We start from the raw sequence: 21,977 nt of genomic DNA, 5'->3' as shown, positions 1-21,977 counted from the left end.
TCTCCTCTCCTAATTTCTTTCAACTATCTATCTTATTCAACAGCTGCAGATAATTCAGCACCAGCTTTAAATTTAGCTACTTTCTTAGCAGGAATAGTAATAGTTGCCTTTGTAGAAGGGTTAATACCAGTTCTTTCAGCTCTTTCGCTTACTGAGAAAGTACCAAAACCTACGAGAGATACTTTGTCACCAGCTTTCATAGCATTAGTAACTGAAGTGATGAAAGCATCAAGTGCTTTTTTTGCATCGGCTTTGCTCATTTGAGCTTCAGCAGCCATTGCGCTAATAAGATCAGACTTATTCATAATACGTAAAATGATTAATTAATATATTTGTTACACAAAAGATTATCCCACAATGGATTGATTCCACAAATATAGCCGAACAAAACAACATATCAAATAAAAACATAAAAAAAACGCAGCAAATTATTGAAAAAGAGCTAATAGGAAGCGTTTTTCATGCTTTAAAACAGAATTTATTCGTACTTTTGCGTCTATTATCTAAATATTCAGAAATTAAAATGATGCCAACTGTAACTAAAAACCTGATAATTATCAATGTACTAGTATTTTTCGGGACAATCGTAGCCCAACGTTACGGCCTAGATTTAACGAATTATCTAGGATTACATTTTTTCCTCGCAAGTGACTTTAATCCGGCACAGCTTATCACTTATATGTTCATGCACGGCGGATTCAGCCACATTTTCTTTAATATGTTTGCTGTTTTCATGTTCGGACCGATTCTCGAACAAACCTGGGGACCCAAACGTTTCCTCTTCTACTATATTCTCTGCGGTATCGGTGCGGGACTTATCCAAGAAGGAGTACAATATATCCAGTATGTGATAGAACTTAGCCAACATACACAAGTGAATTTGATCGGATATGGTGTTATCCCTATGGAGCAATACTTGAACATGTTGACCACCGTAGGTGCCTCGGGAGCCGTTTACGCCATTTTGCTAGCATTTGGCATGCTGTTTCCCAACAACCGGTTGTTCATCTTTCCGCTGCCTTTCCCTATCAAAGCGAAGTTCTTCGTGATAGGATATGCCGCAATTGAATTATGGGCAGGGCTTGCCAACAGCACCGGAGATAATGTTGCTCACTTTGCTCACTTGGGAGGAATGTTATTCGGATTGATCCTGATTTTATATTGGAGAAAAAAAAGCAATAACAATGGGACATATTATAGCTGATTTAAAGGAGACATTCAGAAGAGGAAATATTTTCATCCAACTGATTTATATCAACGTAGGCATCTTTCTGATCGGCACGTTGATTAACGTTTTCCTACGACTTTTTGAAGTAAGTACCCCCGATATATTCGGTATATTTGCCTTACCGGCATCCTTTATCGGATTTATTCATCAACCGTGGTCGCTATTTACTTATATGTTTATGCATGCCGGTATCCTGCATATTTTATTCAATATGCTCTGGCTGTATTGGTTCGGAAGTTTGTTTCTCTACTTTTTCTCGGCCAAACATTTAAGAGGACTATATGTATTGGGAGGTATCTGCGGAGGTTTACTGTATATGATCGCCTACAATGTATTTCCTTTATTCAGTTCGCAAGTGGTAGGCTCAACATTGGTAGGAGCGTCGGCTTCCGTATTAGCCATCGTAGCCGCTACGGCTTATCGTGAGCCTAATTACAGGGTGCAACTTTTTCTTTTCGGCGCTATCCGTCTCAAATACCTGGCACTGGTTGTTATCGGAATCGATGTATTATCCATCACCTCAAGTAATGCCGGAGGACATATCGCCCACTTGGGCGGTGCTCTTGCTGGACTTTGGTTTGCTGCCAGCCTAAATAAAGGAACTGATTTGACTTCTTGGATCAACTGGATTCTGGATGGTTTCATCTCCTTGTTTCAGAAGAAAACATGGAAACGGAAACCGAAAATGAAGGTACACTATGGAAGCAGTGCCACCGGTCGCGAGAAGGATTATGATTACAATGCCCACAAAAAAGCACAGTCAGATGAAGTGGACCGTATTTTGGAAAAACTAAAAAAATCCGGTTACGACAGTCTGACAACTGAAGAAAAGAAAAGCTTGTTCGACGCAAGCAAAAGATAAAAGAATGGAACATATTGGCAAATTTGTCGCATATCTGATACTTGCTGTCAACGCTCTCTTCGTGGGAACGTTGATATTAAGCGCTTATAGCCCTTACCTTAACCCGAAAATAAACCCACTTGCTTCCAGCTTGGGACTTGCATTTCCGATATTCCTGACGATTAATCTGATTTTTATCGGCTTCTGGGCATTCGTCAACTACCGCTATGCGCTCTTGCCCGCCATCGGTTTTCTGATTTGTATTCCGCAGATACGAACTTATATTCCTTTTAACTCCACCACTAAAACCATACCGGAAGGAAGCATCAAAATCCTATCCTATAACGTAATGAGTTTCAACAATCTGGAGAAGAAAGATGGAAAGAACCCTGTATTATCTTATCTTGTAGATAGCAACGCCGATATTATCTGTCTGCAAGAATATAACACCGCTACCAACAAGAAATACCTGACGGAACAGGATATTAAAAAAGCATTGAAAGCCTATCCTTACCAATCCGTCCACCAACAAGGGAAAGGAGATGTGCAACTTGCCTGTTTCTCCAAGTTCCCCATACTCTCGATACATCCCATCAAATATGAAAGTAATTATAACGGTTCCATGAAATATGTATTGAATGTAAATAACGACACTCTTACATTAATCAACAACCACCTGGAATCCAACAAACTCACCAAAGAAGACAGAGGGATGTATGAGGATATGATTAAAGACCCGAATGCCAAGAAAGTAAAAACCGGACTTAGGCAATTAATCAGAAAACTGGCGGAAGCATCGGCTATCCGGGCTTCACAAGCTGATTCTGTGGCTAAAGCCATTGCAGCATGTAAATATCCGACAACTATCGTATGCGGCGATTTCAACGACGGTTCTATCTCGTATACACATCGCATCCTGACTCAAAAACTAGACGATGCATTCACACAGTCCGGTAAAGGATTGGGCATTTCCTACAATCAGAACAAGTTCTATTTCCGCATAGACAATATCTTGATCAGCCCCAACCTGAAAGCCTACAATTGCACGGTAGACCGGTCTATCAAAGCATCAGACCACTACCCGATCTGGTGCTATATCAGTAAACGATGAGAACTGAAAACTCTAATAAAAACACTTATGATGATTAAAAAGACACTAACCATTTTAGCAGTAAGTTGTATGATGTACTCCTGTGCTACGAAAACAGAAAGCAATCCTTTCTTTACAGAGTTTCAAACCCAGTACGGTGTTCCTTCTTTCGACAAGATTAAATTGGAGCACTATGAACCTGCCTTCCTGAAAGGGATAGAAGAGCAGAATCAAAACATCGAAGCTATCATCGAAAGTCCGGAAATTCCGACATTTGAAAATACAATTGTAGCTTTGGATAACAGCGCACCTATCCTGGACCGTGTGAGCGCCATTTTCTTCAATATGACAGATGCGGAAACGACTGACTCACTAACCGCACTTTCCATCAAACTGGCACCGGTTCTTTCAGAACATGATGACAATATCTCTCTGAACGAGAAACTGTTTAAGCGCGTGAACGACGTCTATCAAAAGAAGGATTCGCTGAACCTGACATCGGAACAAGAACGTCTGCTGGACAAGACTTATAAAAGATTTGTCCGTTCCGGAGCAAACCTTAATGCCGAAGACCAAACCCGCCTCCGCGAAATCAACAAGGAACTTTCTACACTCGGCATTACTTTCAGCAACAATATACTGAATGAGAATAATGCTTTCAAACTCTTCGTTGACAAAGAAGAAGATCTGGCAGGATTGCCCGAATGGTTCCGCCAAAGCGCCGCTGAAGAAGCAAAAGCAGCCGGACAACCCGGAAAATGGCTATTCACCCTGCATAATGCCAGCCGCCTGCCTTTCCTGCAATATTCAGAAAATCGCCCGCTTCGGGAACAAATATACAAAGCTTACATCAACCGCGGTAACAACAACGACGAAAACGATAACAAGGAAAATATCCGTAAGATCGTTTCTCTCCGCCTGGAAAAAGCTAAATTATTAGGTTTCGACTGCTATGCAAACTTCGTTCTCGACGAAACGATGGCAAAGAACGCCAGCAACGTAATGAGCCTTCTAAACAACCTTTGGAGCTATGCACTGCCAAAAGCAAAAGCGGAAGCTACCGAACTTCAGAAATTAATGGATAAGGAAGGCAAAGGAGAAAAACTGGAAGCATGGGATTGGTGGTATTATACCGAGAAACTACGGAAAGAAAAATACAACCTGTCCGAAGAAGATACAAAACCTTACTTCAAGCTGGAGAATGTGCGCAATGGCGCTTTCACTGTAGCCAACAAGCTATATGGTATCACTCTTACCAAGCTCGAAGGTGTCCCTACCTACCATCCTGATGTGGAAGTCTTTGAAGTGAAAGACGCAGACGGTTCGCAACTCGGTATCTTCTACGTCGATTATTTCCCACGCTCCGGAAAAAGCGGTGGCGCATGGATGAGCAACTACCGCGAACAACAAGGAGATACCCGTCCGTTAGTATGCAATGTTTGCAGCTTTACCAAACCGGTAGGCGATACTCCCTCTCTATTGACAATGGATGAAGTAGAAACTTTGTTCCACGAATTTGGCCACGCTCTGCATGGACTGCTGACAAAATGTGAATACAAAGGAACATCAGGCACTAATGTAGTACGCGATTTTGTAGAACTTCCTTCTCAAATCAATGAACACTGGGCTACTGAACCGGAAGTACTGAAAATGTATGCCAAACATTATCAGACAGGAGAAGTGATACCCGACGAAATCATCGAAAAGATACTGCAACAGAAGACTTTCAATCAGGGCTTCATGACTACCGAATTACTGGCTGCCGCCATCCTCGACATGAACCTGCACACCGTAACAGATGTAAAGAATATAGACATGCTTGCATTCGAAAAAGAAGCCATGGACAAGCTCGGTCTCATCCCCGAAATAGCACCGCGTTATCGCGTGACTTACTTCAATCATATCATTGGTGGTTACGCAGCCGGATACTACAGCTATCTATGGGCCAATGTACTGGATAATGATGCTTTTGAAGCCTTTAAAGAACATGGTATCTTTGATAAAAACACCGCCGACCTCTTCCGTCACAACGTATTGGAGAAGGGCGACAGCGAAGACCCGATGGTGCTTTACCGGAATTTCCGTGGAGCGGAACCAAGCTTGGAACCGCTACTGAAAAACAGAGGAATGAAATAATTCAGTAAAAAAGCCCTTAAACATCAAATATTTGAGGGCTTATTACACATGAATGTGAAAAAAAAACTATATTTGCAGCCTTGTATACGGCAAAAAGAACTTGTGTACGACAGAATTTAACTGAAAATTAAATTAAAAAAGTAATCATCATAAATTAAAAGTAAAATGCAAAACAAAGGATTTGTAAAGGTTTTTGCGGTATTACTCACGCTGGTATGCGTGTTCTACCTCTCCTTCTCCTTCGTAACACGCCATTATACCAACAAGGCGAAAGAAATTGCGAACGGCGACCCGAAAGTGGAACAAGACTACCTCGACTCTCTCTCTAACGAGAAAGTAATGCTGTGGAACTGGACACTGAAACAATGTCGTGAGATGGAGATTAGTTTAGGTTTGGACCTGAAGGGTGGTATGAACGTTATCCTCGAAGTTTCCGTACCTGATGTTATCAAAGCATTGGCAGACAACAAGCCTGACGAAGCTTTCAACAACGCATTGGCGACAGCTGCAAAACAGGCTGTCAACAGTCAGGATGATGTTATCACCCTGTTCATCAGAGAATACCACAAAATTGCTCCGGACGCAAAACTTTCCGAACTTTTCGCAACACAACAGTTGAAAGATAAAGTTAACCAGAAATCATCAGATGCAGAAGTTGAAAAAGTGCTGAGAGCAGAAGTAAAAGCTGCTGTTGAAAACTCATTCAACGTTCTTCGTACCCGTATCGACCGTTTTGGTGTTGTTCAACCGAACATCCAAAGTCTGGAAGACAAAATGGGACGTATCATGGTGGAACTTCCGGGTATCAAAGAGCCGGAACGTGTGAGAAAACTTCTCCAAGGTTCTGCCAATCTGGAGTTCTGGGAAACTTATACAGCTAGAGAAGTTCTCCCTGCCATGCAATCTGCAGACGCCAAATTGCGTGTTATTTTAGCTGAAGGAACAACAGCTGATACAGATACTATTGAAGCAGTCCTTACCGAAGCCACTCCGGTTGAGAAAAAAACTGTAAGTGCTGCCGACAGCCTTGCAGCTGCCCTGAAAGGTGACGTAACTGCTGAAGATAAGTCTGCCGCAAATATGGAAGAAATCAAAAAGCAATATCCTTTGCTGTCCATACTTCAGTTGAATTCTAGCGGACAAGGTCCCGTTATTGGTTATGCCAACTACAAAGATACTGCTGACATCAACAAATATCTGGCTATGCCGGAAATCAAAGCTGATCTTCCAAAAGACCTTCGCCTGAAATGGGGTGTTTCTCCTTCTGAATTTGACAAGAAAGGACAGACTTTCGAATTATATGCTATCAAGTCTACCGAACGTAACGGCAAAGCTCCGTTGGAAGGTGACGTAGTAACTGATGCGAAAGATGAATTCGACCAATACAGCAAACCGGCTGTAAGCATGACAATGAACTCTGACGGTGCACGCCGCTGGGCTCAGTTGACTAAGCAGAACATTGGCCGTTCCATTGCTATCGTTCTTGATAACTATGTATATTCTGCACCAAACGTAAACTCTGAAATTACAGGTGGACGTTCACAGATTACAGGTCATTTCACTCCTGAACAAGCAAAAGACTTAGCTAACGTATTGAAATCAGGTAAGATGCCGGCTCCGGCTCACATCGTACAGGAAGATATCGTTGGTCCGTCACTGGGTCAAGAATCAATCAATGCGGGTATTTTCTCATTCGTTGTAGCCCTGATTCTGTTGATGATTTACATGTGCTCTATGTACGGCTTCATCCCAGGTATGGTTGCTAACTGCGCGTTAATCCTCAACTTCTTCTTCACGCTAGGTATTCTTTCATCCTTCCAGGCTGCGCTGACAATGTCCGGTATAGCCGGTATGGTATTGTCACTTGGTATGGCTGTGGATGCGAACGTACTTATCTATGAACGTACAAAAGAAGAGCTTCGTGCAGGTAAGGGTGTGAAGAAAGCACTTGCCGACGGTTATTCAAATGCATTCTCGGCTATCTTCGACTCTAACTTAACATCTATCATCACAGGTATCATCCTGTTTAACTTTGGTACCGGTCCAATTCGTGGTTTTGCTACGACATTGATTATCGGTATCTTGGTATCCTTCTTTACTGCAGTGTTCATTACTCGTATTGTTTATGAACACTTCATGAACAAAGACAAGTGGTTGAACCTGACATTCACAACCAAGATTTCAAAGAATCTGATGACCAATACACATTTCGATTTTATGGGTACAAACAAAAAGTCCCTTATTATCGTCAGTGCAATCATCGTTGTTTGTATCGGTTCATTTGCCATCCGTGGTTTGAGTCAGAGTATCGACTTCACTGGTGGACGTAACTTTAAGGTACAATTTGAGAATCCTGTAGAACCGGAACAAGTTCGTGAATTGATCTCTAGCAAATTTGGCGACGCCAACGTAAGCGTTATTGCTATCGGTACAGACAAAAAGACCGTACGTATCAGTACAAACTACCGTATCGAAGATGAAGGCAACAATGTAGACTCTGAAATCGAATCATATCTATATGAAACCTTGAAGCCGGTATTGACTCAGAATATCACATTGGAAACTTTCATCGACCGTGACAATCACACAGGTGGTAGTATCGTAAGCTCACAGAAAGTAGGTCCGAGTATCGCAGATGACATCAAGACAGGTGCTATCTACTCTGTAGTATTGGCATTGCTCGCCATCGGTTTGTATATCTTGCTCCGTTTCCGCAACATTGCTTACAGTATCGGTTCTATCGTAGCTTTGAGTTGCGACACCATTATGATTATCGGTGCCTATTCACTGTTCTGGGGTATCCTGCCATTCTCTCTGGAAATCGACCAGACATTTATTGGTGCTATCCTGACAGCTATCGGTTACTCTATTAATGATAAGGTGGTAATCTTCGACCGTGTACGTGAGTTCTTCGGTTTATATCCGAAACGTGACAAACGAGTATTGTTCAACGACTCTCTGAACACAACGCTGGCTCGTACCATCAATACATCATTAAGTACATTGATCGTATTGCTGTGTATCTTCATCCTTGGTGGTGATTCAATCCGCAGCTTTGCATTCGCAATGATCCTGGGTGTTGTTATCGGTACATTATCTTCATTGTTTATTGCATCTCCAATTGCATACAACATGATGAAGAACAAAAAAGTCGTAGTACCAGCTACGGAAGAATAATAAACTCCACAAATAGAAAAGCCTCTTCCGAACATTCGGTAGAGGCTTTTTCTATTGATTATTAAAACAAATAGAAGCTATAAGACGTTCATCTTAAAAGAAGCTATTGTTACACTTAAAACTTGATACAATATGAAAGCAAAACAATACCACTCTCATAGATTCTTCTGTAGTAGCCCCGAGGGGAATCGAACCCCTATCTAAAGTTTAGGAAACTTCTATTCTATCCGTTGAACTACAAGGCCGCTTCAAATTTGCTTGCAAAGATAACGGTTTCTGTCGATTTAACAAGAATAAAAATGCAGGTTCCTTTCAGATATTTCAAATAATTGGCGTCAATAGGACAATAAAGTAGGATTTATTTTGATAATTCGATTAACTTTCCGACCTTTGCGCTCACAAATTGAAAGTAAAATCAGTTTTTAAATTAAATATAGTAATTAAAGTTATGGCAGACGAAATGATGGTTAAAGAATTGGAGGAAGTAGTAGTACGTTTCTCCGGCGACTCCGGCGATGGTATGCAGCTGGCCGGCAACATCTTCTCGAACGTGTCGGCTACAGTAGGAAATGACATCTGTACATTCCCTGACTATCCGGCAGACATCCGCGCCCCGCAAGGTTCGCTAACCGGTGTTTCCGGTTTCCAGGTCCACATCGGCGCCGGACAAGTTTACACTCCCGGAGACCGTTGCCACGTATTGGTGGCTATGAACCCTTCCGCACTGAAAACACAAATCAAATTCTGTAAACCGCAAGGACTTATCATCACCGACTCCGACTCATTCGAAGCCAGAGATTTGGAAAAGGCACAATTTAAAACCAACAATCCCTTTGAAGAATTAGGAATAAAACAGGAAGTATTGGAAGTTCCTATCTCTTCCATGTGCAAAGAGAGCCTGAAAGACTCCGGATTAGATAACAAATCGATTCTCCGTTGCAAAAATATGTTTGCACTCGGATTGGTTTGCTGGTTGTTCAACCGTAACCTTGCTGCTGCTGAAAAAATGCTGCGCGAGAAATTCGCCAAGAAACCCGAAATAGCAGAAGCTAATATTAAGGTATTGAACGATGGCTTCAACTACGGAGCAAACACTCATGCTTCTGTCTCTACTTATAAGATTGAAAGCAAAGCTCCGAAATCAAAAGGACTTTATACAGATATCAACGGTAATAAAGCAACCGCCTACGGACTGATTGCCGCAGCTGAAAAAGCAGGTCTGGGGCTCTACCTAGGTTCTTATCCTATCACTCCGGCTACTGATATTCTGCACGAATTAGCTAAACATAAATCATTGGGAATCAAAACCGTACAGTGCGAAGATGAAATCGCAGGTTGTGCTTCTGCAGTTGGTGCCGCTTTTGCCGGTGCTTTGGCAGTGACTACGACTTCCGGCCCCGGTGTTTGCCTGAAGAGTGAGGCGATGAACCTTGCTGTAATCGGTGAACTTCCATTGGTGATTGTCAATGTACAGCGTGGCGGTCCGTCTACCGGTCTTCCTACTAAATCAGAACAGACCGACTTATTACAAGCCCTTTACGGACGCAACGGCGAAAGCCCGATGCCTGTAATCGCTGCAACATCGCCGACCAACTGTTTCGACGCCGCTTATATGGCATGCAAGATTGCCTTGGAACACATGACTCCGGTTGTATTGCTGACTGATGCTTTCGTAGCTAACGGTTCTGCCGCATGGAAACTCCCTAATCTGGATGAATATCCTGCCATCAATCCTCCGTATGTGACCCCGGATATGGCCGGCAACTGGACTCCTTACCAACGTAATCCGGAAACAGGCGTACGCTACTGGGCTACTCCGGGAACTGAAGGATTCATGCACCGCATCGGTGGTCTTGAAAAGAGCAACGAAACAGGCGCTATCTCTACCGAACCCGAAAACCACAATAAGATGGTTCATCTGCGTCAGGCCAAAGTGGATAAAATTGCAGACTATATCCCCGAACTCGAAGTATTGGGTGACGAAGATGCAGACTTATTGATTGTGGGTTGGGGTGGTACTTACGGTCATCTCCGTCTGGCTATGGACTATATGCGCGAACATGGAAAGAAAGTGGCTTTCGTTCACTTCCAGTACATCAACCCGCTGCCGAAGAACACAGCCGATGTATTGCATAAATACAAGAAAATCGTGGTAGCTGAACAGAATCTGGGACAATTCGCAGGTTATTTGCGCATGAAAGTGCCCGGATTGAACATCAGCCAGTTCAACCAAGTGAAAGGACAGCCTTTCGTTACGAGAGAATTGATAGATGCATTCACTAAATTATTGGAGGAATAAAAGATGAGCGATAAAGTATATACCGTACAAGATTATAAATCAGGCCAACCACGCTGGTGTCCGGGATGCGGTGACCACGCTTTCCTGAACTCACTGCACAAAGCTATGGCCGAACTGGGAGTAGCTCCGCATGATATTGCCGTCATTTCCGGTATCGGTTGTTCTTCCCGTCTGCCTTACTATGTAAATACATATGGGTTCCACACTATCCACGGACGTGCCGCTGCTGTTGCAACAGGAGCTAAAGTAGCCAATCCCAATTTGACTATCTGGCAGATTTCCGGTGATGGTGACGGCCTTGCAATTGGTGGTAACCACTTCATCCACGCATTACGCCGTAATGTCGACCTGAATATGATTCTTCTGAACAACCGTATCTACGGTCTGACAAAAGGACAATATTCACCGACTTCAGAACGCGGACTTGTCACCAAATCATCTCCTTACGGAACAGTGGAAGACCCGTTCCATCCGGCAGAGCTGGCTTTTGGCGCCCGCGGACGTTTCTTTGCACGCTGCATTGCAGTAGATGGTGCCGCTTCTGTAGAAGTGTTGAAAGCAGCAGCCAATCACAAAGGTGCCTCTGTTGTAGAAGTTCTACAGAACTGCGTGATCTTCAACGACGGAACTCACGCCAGCGTTGCCACCAAAGAAGGACGTGCCAAGAATGCTATCTATCTGGAACATGGCAAACCGATGTTATTTGGTGAAAACAAGGAGTTCGGATTGATGCAGGAAGGCTTCGGGCTGAAGGTAGTGAAACTGGGTGAGAACGGTATCACAGAAAAGGATATCCTTATCCACGACGCACACTGCCAAGATAATACGCTTCAACTGAAGCTGGCTTTGATGGAAGGTCCCGACTTCCCGATTGCACTCGGTGTAATCCGTGATGTAGACGCTCCGACTTACAACGATGCTGTCGTTGAACAAATCGAAGAAATCAAAGGCAAGAAGAAATATCACAATTTCCAGGAGCTGTTGATGACTAATGAGACTTGGGAAGTGAAGTAATTCACTGCTCATCAATAATATAAAAGCTGGAGGAAGGATAAAACAATCCCTTTCTCCAGCTTTCATTATAAATACACCTCAAGTTTGCTTAAAGGTCATCTTCAGTCATCCCACAGCATACTGGGCGTCACCCCACAAGCCGTGATTTGTTTCATGCCATGAAACCATTTGTTTCTCACCGAGAAACGAAATGTTTCAAGCAGGGAAACAAAGTGTTTCACGCCGAGAAACAAACAGTTCCAAACAGGGTTGGAACTAAACGACTGCAATGAAATCAAAAGCGCTCCATTATCTCCATACACATACGCCCGTTATGGTAAGGACATTTCCAAAATCCGGCTTTATCATCCTCACGGTTGACAGTCCCATCAGCCGAAAGGCTCCAGTACCATTCACCGAAGCAAGCCGAGCCATGTACTTGAGTTACTCAAGCCTCCTACATCATTTCACTGAGTTTGAAGTATGATTAAAACATCTCATTAAATCTATAAAAGTTTGAAGTATAATTAAAACTTTTCCGTATATTCGCAAGAGTTTAAAGTATAATTAAAACTTTCAGGCGTATGAACTTCCCTCGAATCCTCAAAAAAAGAAAAGGTTATATTGACCGAATAAAACCTTTTATGCAAAAATCTGTAGTCAAGGTGTTAACAGGGCAACGCCGTGTAGGCAAAAGTTTCCTCCTTTACCAGCTTATTGAAGAAATTTTAGCAAAAGAACCGGATGCGAATATTATCTATGTCAATCTTGAAGATTTTACATTCAGTTCTCTGCAAACAGCAGAAGATTTACACTCGTACATCATTTCTCATAGCAAAGAAAAAGCTAAGAATTATATCTTTATCGATGAAATACAAGATATTCCCGGGTTTGAAAAAATCATCCGTTCGCTCCTACTCAATGAAGATAATGATATATACATTACAGGTAGTAACGCCAAGATGCTTTCAGGAGAACTCGCCACTTATTTAAGTGGCAGATATATCGAATTCAAAATATATAGTCTCTCCTATTCTGAGTTTCTTGAATTCCACGGATTAACTGAAAGTGAAACGAGTTACGAATTATATAGCCGTTATGGCGGACTTCCCTATTTATTAAATCTCCCTCTCGAAGATGAAACGGTCAATGAATATTTGAAAAGTGTATATTCCACGATTGTATTTCGTGATGTTGTCAGTAGATACAAATTACGCAATACTTTGTTCCTTGAGAAACTGATTCAATTTTTATCCGAAAACATAGGCAATCTCTTTTCGGCAAAGAATATCAGTGATTATTTAAAATCACAACATACCACCATATCAGTTAACCAAATACAAAGCTATACGGAATATTTAAACAATGCTTTCCTGATCCACCGGGTAGAGCGGTATGATTTGATTGGAAAACGTGTATTTGAGATAGGAGAGAAATATTATTTCGAAAATATGGGAATCCGGAACATTGTCATCGGATATCGCATTACAGACAAAGCCAAAATATTGGAAAATCTAGTGTATAACCACCTTTTATACAAAGGTTACGATATTAAGGTTGGCTATTACGGAGATAAGGAAATTGACTTTATCGGAGAAAAGAATGGAGAAAAACTATATATACAGGTCGCTTTAAAAATAGATAGCGACAAGACAGCAGAAAGAGAATTTGGAAACCTGCTAAAGATACAGGACAACTATCCCAAAATAGTGGTAACAGAAGATACATTCAGCGGAAACAGTTACGAGGGTATACGCCATTGTCCCATACGCCAGTTCTTAATGGAGTAAACCATACGATATACGAAAAATAAATGCAGTACACCATCGGGTTACCACGAGCAATCAAATCGCCTTTGGTGTGCTGCATTTACATTTGAATCAAGTCATCGATAATGCCATGGATTCTGCTGCAAGACGGGCGGCAATGTCTATTGTTAGTTAGTAATAGACAGCTCGGTTACCTTATACGGATGCTTTACTGCTGCATGGGCAGCTTTCTGGGCAACAGCTTTCCTCGCCTCATCCAACCCTTCCGGGGCATAAGGATTCCCGACTACACTGTGTTTGAAGATGCGTTCGAACCAGGTACAGGCAGCGGTATAACGTCCAATCTTCACATCCAGATGATAGCCGTCCCTGTTCAGATGGTCGCCGATAAAAGAAGTACGGGCATTCTGTATGGCAGTGCCCGAAGGGATGACAATCTTTATCTTATTCACCTTAGCCGCCTTCTTCACTGCATCGGCAATAGCCTGATACATGGTCAGTTGATTGCAGTTGTAGTTTTTAAATCCACTATGCTTGGAAGTAGACGCGTACGCCCAGGTTTGGTGCAACATCAACTTTGTTTTCTTTGGAAGGCGTGCTTTTACATATTCTATAAGTTCCGGCAGAGAGGCTTCATACGTCTCATACATTCCCGAAAAAGGACTTGCCTGTTGCAGGCTGACGTAATCCCAGGCTTCATCTGCCAGCACCGCTTCCAAAGACATCTTGCCTTTTTCCCGTTTCTTTCCATCCGTACCGATTTTCCGGTAGGCATAGGCAGGAGCATTGTCACGGGCATTTTTCACATGACGTTCTAGAGAACAACCGCCGATAAACATATTGCCGATTATGGTTGAAATGCCTTCGGCTTCGGCAAGTTCATGCAGATATTGCTCCACGGCATCCTGGGAGAAACTGTTGCCGATAGCAAGTATCCTGACCGTTTTTTGCTGCGCATACACTCCTCCGGCAAGAAGGAGCAGTATGCACATACAAATCACTACAATCTTATATTGCTTCATCACATTCAAATATAGCTAAACTTATCGGTTATTTCTCTTTTTCATGTAATAATCTCTCATCAGATACCACGCCTTCTTACGCATACCCTGGTCGGATATGAGTCCTTTGCGGTTCCAGCCATCCTGATTGGTGGGGTGGAAACGGAACGGCGAACGGAAGTCGAACAGAATCCAGGGAGATACACCACGCAGGTTCGGGATATTGTCGAACATACGGATATTATCCCTATACAGACGTGCCTGATATTCCTCACTCCAGGAGCTGACCACATTCTCATCACCGGACTGACCGTACAATGCTTCGCCGCCAAATTCCGAGATAATCAACGGTTTGTCCGTCACGACTTCCCATATAGCGTCTTTCGGTTCCACAGGCCACGGATGATACCAGCCCATATATTTATTGATAGCTACGACGTCCAGTTGGGAAGTGAAAGAATCTTCCATTACAAAACGCTGTTTTTCGCTATTGAAGTGCACAAGGTCGAAAGCGGCAACATACAGGCGGGTAGTGTCCAGCTGTTTTCCCGTTTCGAGCAAGGAAGTAAGGAATTCATTCCGTTCTTTGGAAGGCTGTGTTTCATTGGCAACCCCCCAATAACCTACTGCGCAGCGGTTTTGATCGCGCTTAATCATTTCAGAAAGCATCCTCTGCGCTTTCTTACGGGTATCATCGTCTGTAAAGTCAATGCCTTGCCAAATAGGAATCTCCTGCCAGAGAAGGAAGCCCATCTTTTCCGCCAGGCGTACCGTGTACTCATTCTGCGGATAATGAGCCAGGCGAATCATGTTCACACCAAGCGCTTTCGCTTCATTTAGCAACATGGCTGCATCGGCTTCCGAGAAAGCACGCCCCATACGTTGCGGGATTTCTTCGTGGAAAGAGATACAGCACATAAATGTCGGCTTCCCGTTCAGGTAAATATCAGTTCCTTTCACGGTGATATTGCGGAAGCCTATTTGCTCTTCCACGCGGTCGGCACTTGAAGATACAGTCACGCCATAGAGTTTCGGTTCTTCCGGCGACCAGCGTTGCAGCTTCTTCGCATTCAATACGGTTTCCGCCTTTCCTTCCGCGTCGGTGGTGAGCTCCGCGTTGATTTTGAGTTCGGGGATGGCAACTGTTACTTTCTCACCTGCCTTTTCATCAGAAAGACGCACACGGGCAATTATCCGGTCGGGAGCATTTTTATCCAGTTGGATAAAATAATCTTCTATAAATGTCCGGGGAGTTTTCACCAGCAGCACATCTCTTGTGATGCCGCCATAGTTCCACCAGTCGAATGCCATAGCGGGAATGGCGTCTTTGGTACGGCGGTTGTTCACTTCTACCGCCAGGAAGTTGTCACCGTCTTTCAACAGGTCTGTCACTTCCACTTGAAAAGGAGTAAAACCGCCTTCGTGCTCTGCTATCTCTATTCCGTTCAGGTAGACTTTGCAACGATAGCTGACAGCACCGAAATAAAGAAACTGGCGTTTGTCTGCCAAGCGTTTGGCATCAAAGTGACGAGCATACCATACAGTGCCTTCGTAATACTTCAATTCGGGCGATTGAGAGTTCCAGTCTCCCGGAACATTAAGACGCAACCCGCCTTCAAACGCGTATTCATAGAAATCGATATTTCCTTCCGGTTGCCGGTTCTCATAGATTTTCATCCGTTGCCCCTGGTCGTACAGGTCGATGATAGCATTCCATTTACCATTCAGCGAATGGATGTTGCGACCATATACATTCGTTATCAGCTCCTGTGCCGCAACGCTTCCAGCAAAAACGATTAGCAACAATAGACATAGACTTAATTTCTCACCTGTTTTCATTTAAGTATGTTGTTATAATTAGTGTATATAATAAGTTCAGGCACGGATTATACGGATTTCATGGTTTTTAGAATAGAATAGGTAAAACAACAGTGTTAATCCGTGTAATCCGTGCTATTTCGATTTATTTTTCAGGAAATTCATTACCCAGTTCCAGGCTGCGCTCCACTGTTCGGCATAGGCATAATGAGCAGTCGTCTCAGCTACAAACAGCTCTTTCGGAGCATTAATCACGTTGTAAGCGGAGTAAGTGGTGGTAGGCGGACAGACCATATCATTATAACCAAAAGTATAGAATCCCGGAACTTTGACCTGTCGGGCAAAGTTCACCACATCAAAATACTGAATGGTTTTAATCTTTTCCGGTGTCCGGTTCTTCGCATCCTTAAACAAATGCGGCCAACCGCCTGCACGACCGTGGGTATAACCCGCCATATCACACAAGGCTGGATAGAAAGAAACCAATCCCTTGACACGGTCATCGAGTCCGGCAATCACGATGGAAAGCGCACCGCCCTGGCTTCCTCCAAAGGTCGCCAGATTACCATTGAATTCGGGAAGTGTGTAAATGAAATCAATGGCTCTCACACAGCCTGTATAAACCCGTTTGTAATAGTACTTGTCCCGATTGTCCATATTGAACGAGTGGTAATTCTTCAAAGCTCCGTTATAAAGCCGATGATACACATCTCCCGTCAGGTTGACCGGAATGCCGTGAATACCGATTTCCAGAATGATAAAACCTTTTCCGGCACGTTCGGCTTCTCCGTTATAGGCACGGATACCTGCACCCGGCACTTTCAGAATCGCCGGATATTTCCCGGAAGCCTTCGGAACACAAAGGATGCCGTACATACGGGACGCATAGTCATTGTTCGCGAAGGAGACATGATATACGTTCACCTTATCTGTACACCTTTCCGGCAGTAAAGTCATTATCGGTTCCAATGCCCACTTTTCTGCAGCTTCTTTGGTACTTTTCCAAAATTCCAGAAAGTCGGCAGGCAACGGAGTGGTCGGTTGCAATTTCTCAGGAGAGAAGCCGACGGTAGCCACGCCTTCATACTCACGCCCTTGGCAAGTGACGAAAGCGCGGCAACGCAGGAACCCTTCTTTTTTCATAGTCCCTGCGTTAATTTCAAGCTTTTCATTCTTCAAAGGCTGTTTGCCTGTCTGATGAGGTTTCATCATGTCTTCCGAAATCTCATAGCGCACTTCCAGATTATCCTGCGGGATATTGCATTTCAATACCGCCACTTTGAATTTCACTTTTTCTCCCGGTTTATACAGCCAATTGGTGTGGTCGGGAGTGACCTGCACTTGAACCAGTCTTTCCTGTGGCTGCCCCCATGCAACTATCTGCATGGAGACAAATGCTATCAGGAGAAGAAGAAAACGTACACTTTTTATCATAGTTCCCTATTTTATTTCATTTGTCATTGCTATATTAATATTCCATTTATCAGCTATTAATACCCATTGTCTCAACTATTAATACCTATCCGCCCAACTATTAATACCTGACAACTCAACTATTAACATCCAACAGCAGAGATATTAATGCTCCTCTCCACACATCATAACACTCTGCGAATCAGAAGTTAACACATCATTCGTGATTAGCGTAAAATGCAGATAGCCGCCTTTTTATGGTTTTACTTCGTATTGATAGAGTGTGAAAGAGTTCTTGTCATTTAGCTCGAAACTTACTCTACCCTGTGCGCCGACTTTTGCGGCAAACTTTTTGCCACTTCCCATTACAGGGGTAAAAGTAACTTTCTTACCCTCAGGAAGCCAGGTGTCAATAGTCCCCCTGGCTTGCTCATTATCTTCGCGGTAAACTACAAGATAGCCTTGCGTGCCGGAAACAGTCGATTGGAATCCTGTCCACGAGCGTCCCGAAGGTTCTTCACCAATAGGCAGTATGACGCCTTGATGAAACCGGAGTTGCAAAGGTTGGTATTTCTTGAGCAGAGATGCCGTAATATAAGCCTCTTCGGGCAGGTTCGAAGCCTCCATCCAAGCCAACGGCTGTGCCGCCAAGGTGATGGCAAAGAGGTAATCGAAACTGTAACGGGCGGGGGCAAAAGGATCGGCAGCGTCATACTTGTCGGCATTGCGCCATTTATTAAGGAACTCTATCTGCACCTTCTCCGCCGGTACATAGCGAGACAGCATCCAGAGGTTGCGCAAGGTGCGATAAGGGTAATAGTTGCCCCAATCGGTATAGCGGTTTTCCAGAAAGATGTTGCCGTACTCGTTCATATAGTGATACCCGCCGCGACGACCGGCAGTGGCATCGAGGTTGAAAATCACTTCATAGTTGGTTTGCTCCAACACGGTATCAAACAGTCGGCGCAGATTCTGTTCGGCTGTCTTGGTAGGTATCTGCAGGCCGTCTATCTTGAAACAGCAGATGCCGTACTTCTTATAAAGTCCGATAATGGCTTGCGCATCTTTTTGCCAATCGGCAAAATCATTCTGTATGCTGGGGTTGAACCATAATCCGATGCGAATACCCAATTTCTTGCCTTTCTCTACAATAGGTTTCAGACCATGAGGGAATTTCGTGGGATTGGGCGTCCAGTAACCGGTATTCTTCCAAATATCCTTAAAACTACCTCCGGCAGTCTTCGAGTTAGGGCTTTTTCCGCTCTGCCAGCCATCGTCCAGTTGAAAGAGGGTGATGCCCATGCGTGCGGCACGGTCCAGTTCTGCCAGGCAGAAAGCCTCATCTATTTTGGCATCCTGGCTACGGTCGCCCCAGGTATTGAGCATAATCATCTCATCCTGTGCGGCGGTGTGGTGGCGCAGTTGTTTCTGATAGAGGCGCAGGGCAGTAAGCGCTTCTTGCTCGCCACCGGTATAGATGCCAGTAACGCATCCATAAACACGGGTCCAGCTATCCGGCTTTACATCATGAGACGCAATGCCCAGCCCCACTACCATAAAATCACTAAAGTCCGCCACGAAGTCAGAACCCGGATAATGTAATTGGGTACTGCTGCTAGGAGCCTCTTTCAAAAAAAAGAAGCCTTGACGCGTAACTACGTCATGAGCAAAAAGCAAATTACCACGATACGTATTGCGACGGTAAGGAAGCCAGGTACGCCCGGCCACCAGATTGTCGTTCCAATCGGTGTAGTCGAAAAACTCTATTGTGCGGGCACTCCAATGATTGCCGGATAGTTGCAACCTGTCGAGCGTGGGAGTTTTCACCCCCGTAGCCATATCGGCCGTGTGCTCTATATTTTTGCGGTCGGCGTTAGAACGGTTATCCTCCTTATTCTGATAAAGTTCCACTTGCCCTTTCAGATAGGTGTCGCAAGCAATGGCGGGACAGTCTGCATAAATGCGATAGCGACGCTCTATATTCAGCGAACCGATAGTGCAAGCCACGGTAGCCTGCAAATAACTGGCGTGGATGCCGTTCGTCGGTATCTCGTTCACGGTGAATGTGGCGTCCGTAGGGATACCTTTCACAATCGAGAAATCGGGTTGTTTGCCCTGTACCGGAATGTTTTTTCCGTGTTGCTTGTCAGTAAGGCTGATGGTAACAGGCGCACCGTTATTCCACAGCATGGCGCGTTCCATATAGTTATTGCCTATACGTAGCGTGTCACCTTTCAGAAAAGCGTAATACTGTTGTCCTCCCCAAAGCGGCAAGGTACATATTGCCGATAGAAATATCGTGATAATATTTTTTTTGCTCATAGTTTGTCTACGGTTTGATGTAAGCTCCCGGAACTTCCAACAATTTGTTGGGTTCGTTGAAGCGTTGGTTATCGGGCACATCGCGTTTGCCCAGACCCGCTTGCATAAGTTGCTTCAGTTCCGGCAGGTGATGATGATAGATGTCGCGCGGCTCTACACGATGCTTGTGGCAGAGTCCGGCTGCCATACCTACTACTTCACCCATCATGCCGGTAGTACGCATCACACGTACCGTACCCAAAGCTACATGGGTGCAGCTCATATTGCGGCCTGCCATAAAGAGGTTGTCCACATTGCGAGAATAGAGGCAGCGATAGGGAACGGCATAAGGATGAATCCAACGATGCACCGTAGCCGACTTGAATTCATTGCCGGGAAAACGTACACTATTCACGCTGTCGGGGAAGTGAAGGTCGATGCTCCAGGTAGTGGTGAACGAAGCATCCTCGTGCGCCACATTCTTGTCTATATCGTCCTGTGACAGTACGTAGTCGCCCAAGAGACGGCGTGATTCACGTTTGCCTGAGACATATGCCACCCAGTCGAGGGAACGGTTGGCATACTTCTTATGGTCTTTATAGTGATTCTTCAGATAGCTCCAGTTGGAATATATCACCAAAAGTCCATAGTCGCGTACACGTTCAGCTTCGCTGACTTGATTGCGGTTCATACCTGTTTCCCATTTCCACTCGCCCATGGTTACAGGCTCACAGTTTTCAGCGTCAAAGCGCACGCCATATTCAAAATGAGGGAATGAGGTTTTCTTCTTCATATCCTTACTATACCATTGTATAGAAGCCCCCATCACCAATGAGTCGGGTTCCTCGGGAGCAAGGCTCTCGCCATATTCATCGCGGCCTTCACGTCCCATAGCCCAATCGGCACCGGCTAAATAGCCTATGGTAGCGTCGCCTGTGCAGTCGCTAAAAAGAGGAGCGGTAAGTTCGGTTTGTCCGCCCGTCTCGATATGCTGGATAGTGACTGACGCAATGCGGTCTCCTTGCATCTTCACGGCTACCGCACGCTGAGAGGCATAAAGAGTAATGTTCTTTTCGGCATCTATGAAGTCTTCTTTCTTCTGGTCTTCGTAGTAGTCACCCGGTTGTGCATTGCCGGAACGTTCATGACCGAACTCACGTATCATACGCCCCAATCCCTGATTAGGCCCCATTTCGATGATACCGCCGAGATGTACACGAATCTCCGACGAGTTATTGCCGCCCAATACAGGACGGTCATTCACTAGTGCTACCTTACAACCCAATCGGGCAGCAGATGTGGCAGCACACATTCCGGCTATTCCCCCTCCTACTACCACAAAGTCGTATTGATGAGCGGGCACCGTCTGTTGTTGTCGCAGGCGGGTACGAAGTGCCGCTGTCTCTGCCGTATCCCAGGTAGCGGGTTGCGTGTTCGCATCGGTCGTAAGGTAAATGGCATCGCAACGACCGTCGAAACCGGTGAGGTCTTTCAGCGCAAGGGTGGTAGTCCCTGCTTTCAATACTGTCTTTCCGGCAAATTGCCATTGCCAGGAATTACCTGTATGTCCTAATGTAGCTTTCAGCAATTTGCCGCCTAAAGCCAGGCGGAACTTTCCGGGGCCCTCGGCATCGGTCCAAGGTGAAGTCCAGTTGTAAGTACGGGCATATACGTAGTAAGTGCCCGCCTGGGGAATGTTGATTTCTGCCATAGCATCCGCCACAGGGATGCCCATACCATGTGCCATGAGATAGGGCGAACCCATTTGATCCATGAACTGCTGGTCGAGCACCCAGCCGCCTCGCTGGCTGAAACTTTCAGCTTCGATGAGCAGTTCTTCGGCTACAGCCACAAGGCTACAAGCTACGGCTATGCATGTCAATAAGAATTTTTTCATCACAGTACAGCGTT

At 44.5% G+C, this 21,977-nt stretch carries 15 protein-coding genes, 1 tRNA gene and 1 pseudogene; 8 read left to right on the top strand and 9 right to left on the bottom strand.

The window, feature by feature from the left end; genetic code table 11:
- Nucleotides 1-32: 32 nt before the first annotated feature.
- The gene (locus BSAG_RS09030; RefSeq protein WP_004296482.1) at nt 33-305 is read right to left on the bottom strand and encodes an HU family DNA-binding protein; all 273 of its coding nucleotides are present in this window, start codon (nt 303-305) and stop codon (nt 33-35) included.
- A gap of 221 nt (nt 306-526) precedes the next feature.
- Here BSAG_RS09030 and BSAG_RS09035 point away from each other — a divergent pair, with 221 nt between their 5' ends.
- From BSAG_RS09035 to secDF, 5 genes are all read left to right on the top strand, one after another.
- Nucleotides 527-1,204, top strand: coding sequence for a rhomboid family intramembrane serine protease (locus BSAG_RS09035; RefSeq protein WP_004317196.1), 678 nt, complete (start codon nt 527-529; stop codon nt 1,202-1,204).
- Nucleotides 1,185-2,090, top strand: coding sequence for a rhomboid family protein (locus tag BSAG_RS09040; protein WP_004317194.1), 906 nt, complete (start codon nt 1,185-1,187; stop codon nt 2,088-2,090). The genes BSAG_RS09035 and BSAG_RS09040 overlap by 20 nt, the downstream gene beginning before the upstream one ends.
- 4 nt (nt 2,091-2,094) lie before the next feature.
- Nucleotides 2,095-3,180: an endonuclease/exonuclease/phosphatase family protein gene (locus BSAG_RS09045; protein ID WP_004317192.1), complete on the top strand. Its 1,086-nt coding sequence runs from the start codon at nt 2,095-2,097 to the stop codon at nt 3,178-3,180.
- Nucleotides 3,181-3,210: 30 nt separating this feature from the next.
- A complete protein-coding gene (locus BSAG_RS09050; RefSeq protein ID WP_085929003.1) occupies nt 3,211-5,295 on the top strand; it encodes a M3 family metallopeptidase in 2,085 nt (694 codons plus the stop codon).
- Between the two features lie 165 nt (nt 5,296-5,460).
- The gene (secDF, locus tag BSAG_RS09055; RefSeq protein ID WP_004317186.1) at nt 5,461-8,472 is read left to right on the top strand and encodes a protein translocase subunit SecDF; all 3,012 of its coding nucleotides are present in this window, start codon (nt 5,461-5,463) and stop codon (nt 8,470-8,472) included.
- A gap of 173 nt (nt 8,473-8,645) precedes the next feature.
- Here secDF and BSAG_RS09060 read toward each other — a convergent pair.
- Nucleotides 8,646-8,717 (bottom strand) — tRNA-Arg (locus BSAG_RS09060).
- A 203-nt stretch (nt 8,718-8,920) separates the two neighbouring features.
- On the opposite strand from BSAG_RS09060, the gene BSAG_RS09065 reads away from it, so the two are divergent.
- Both BSAG_RS09065 and BSAG_RS09070 read left to right on the top strand, forming a co-directional pair.
- Entirely contained in the window at nt 8,921-10,771 is a 1,851-nt protein-coding gene (locus tag BSAG_RS09065) for a 2-oxoacid:acceptor oxidoreductase subunit alpha (RefSeq protein WP_004317185.1), read from the top strand.
- A 3-nt stretch (nt 10,772-10,774) separates the two neighbouring features.
- On the top strand, nt 10,775-11,785 hold the full coding sequence (locus BSAG_RS09070) for a 2-oxoacid:ferredoxin oxidoreductase subunit beta (RefSeq protein WP_004317182.1): 1,011 nt from the start codon (nt 10,775-10,777) through the stop codon (nt 11,783-11,785).
- Nucleotides 11,786-11,886: 101 nt separating this feature from the next.
- On the opposite strand, the gene BSAG_RS25685 is transcribed toward BSAG_RS09070, so the two are convergent.
- Nucleotides 11,887-12,087, bottom strand: coding sequence for a hypothetical protein (locus BSAG_RS25685; protein WP_004317180.1), 201 nt, complete (start codon nt 12,085-12,087; stop codon nt 11,887-11,889).
- Nucleotides 12,060-12,182: pseudogene (locus tag BSAG_RS24995) on the bottom strand (N-acyl-D-glucosamine 2-epimerase); the annotation flags it as partial. The gene BSAG_RS25685 and the pseudogene BSAG_RS24995, both read right to left, overlap by 28 nt.
- 166 nt (nt 12,183-12,348) lie before the next feature.
- Here BSAG_RS24995 and BSAG_RS09075 point away from each other — a divergent pair.
- Nucleotides 12,349-13,554, top strand: a complete 1,206-nt coding sequence (locus BSAG_RS09075; RefSeq protein WP_004317177.1) for an ATP-binding protein — start codon at nt 12,349-12,351, stop codon at nt 13,552-13,554.
- Between the two features lie 146 nt (nt 13,555-13,700).
- Here BSAG_RS09075 and BSAG_RS09080 read toward each other — a convergent pair whose 3' ends face one another.
- The 5 genes from BSAG_RS09080 to BSAG_RS09100 all read right to left on the bottom strand — a co-directional run bounded on the left by BSAG_RS09080 (nt 13,701) and on the right by BSAG_RS09100 (nt 21,963).
- On the bottom strand, nt 13,701-14,555 hold the full coding sequence (locus BSAG_RS09080) for a DUF4886 domain-containing protein (protein ID WP_004317175.1): 855 nt from the start codon (nt 14,553-14,555) through the stop codon (nt 13,701-13,703).
- Between the two features lie 21 nt (nt 14,556-14,576).
- Nucleotides 14,577-16,373, bottom strand: a complete 1,797-nt coding sequence (locus BSAG_RS09085) for a glycoside hydrolase family 2 protein (protein ID WP_004317174.1) — start codon at nt 16,371-16,373, stop codon at nt 14,577-14,579.
- A 114-nt stretch (nt 16,374-16,487) separates the two neighbouring features.
- Nucleotides 16,488-17,786 (bottom strand): acetylxylan esterase, encoded by a 1,299-nt coding sequence (locus BSAG_RS09090; protein WP_004317173.1) that lies wholly within the window; start codon nt 17,784-17,786, stop codon nt 16,488-16,490.
- 234 nt (nt 17,787-18,020) lie between these two features.
- Complete coding sequence (locus tag BSAG_RS09095) at nt 18,021-20,087, bottom strand: alpha-galactosidase (RefSeq protein WP_004317172.1); 2,067 nt, start codon at nt 20,085-20,087, stop codon at nt 18,021-18,023.
- A 7-nt stretch (nt 20,088-20,094) separates the two neighbouring features.
- Nucleotides 20,095-21,963, bottom strand: coding sequence for an FAD-dependent oxidoreductase (locus BSAG_RS09100; protein WP_008997604.1), 1,869 nt, complete (start codon nt 21,961-21,963; stop codon nt 20,095-20,097).
- Between the last annotated feature and the right edge of the window lie 14 nt (nt 21,964-21,977).

It is taken from the genome of Bacteroides sp. D1 (assembly GCF_000157095.2).
GTDB classification, from domain to species: Bacteria; Bacteroidota; Bacteroidia; order Bacteroidales; family Bacteroidaceae; genus Bacteroides; species Bacteroides xylanisolvens.
Note: the sequence above shows the minus strand (reverse complement) of the source record. Positions and strands in the feature narration are given on the sequence as shown.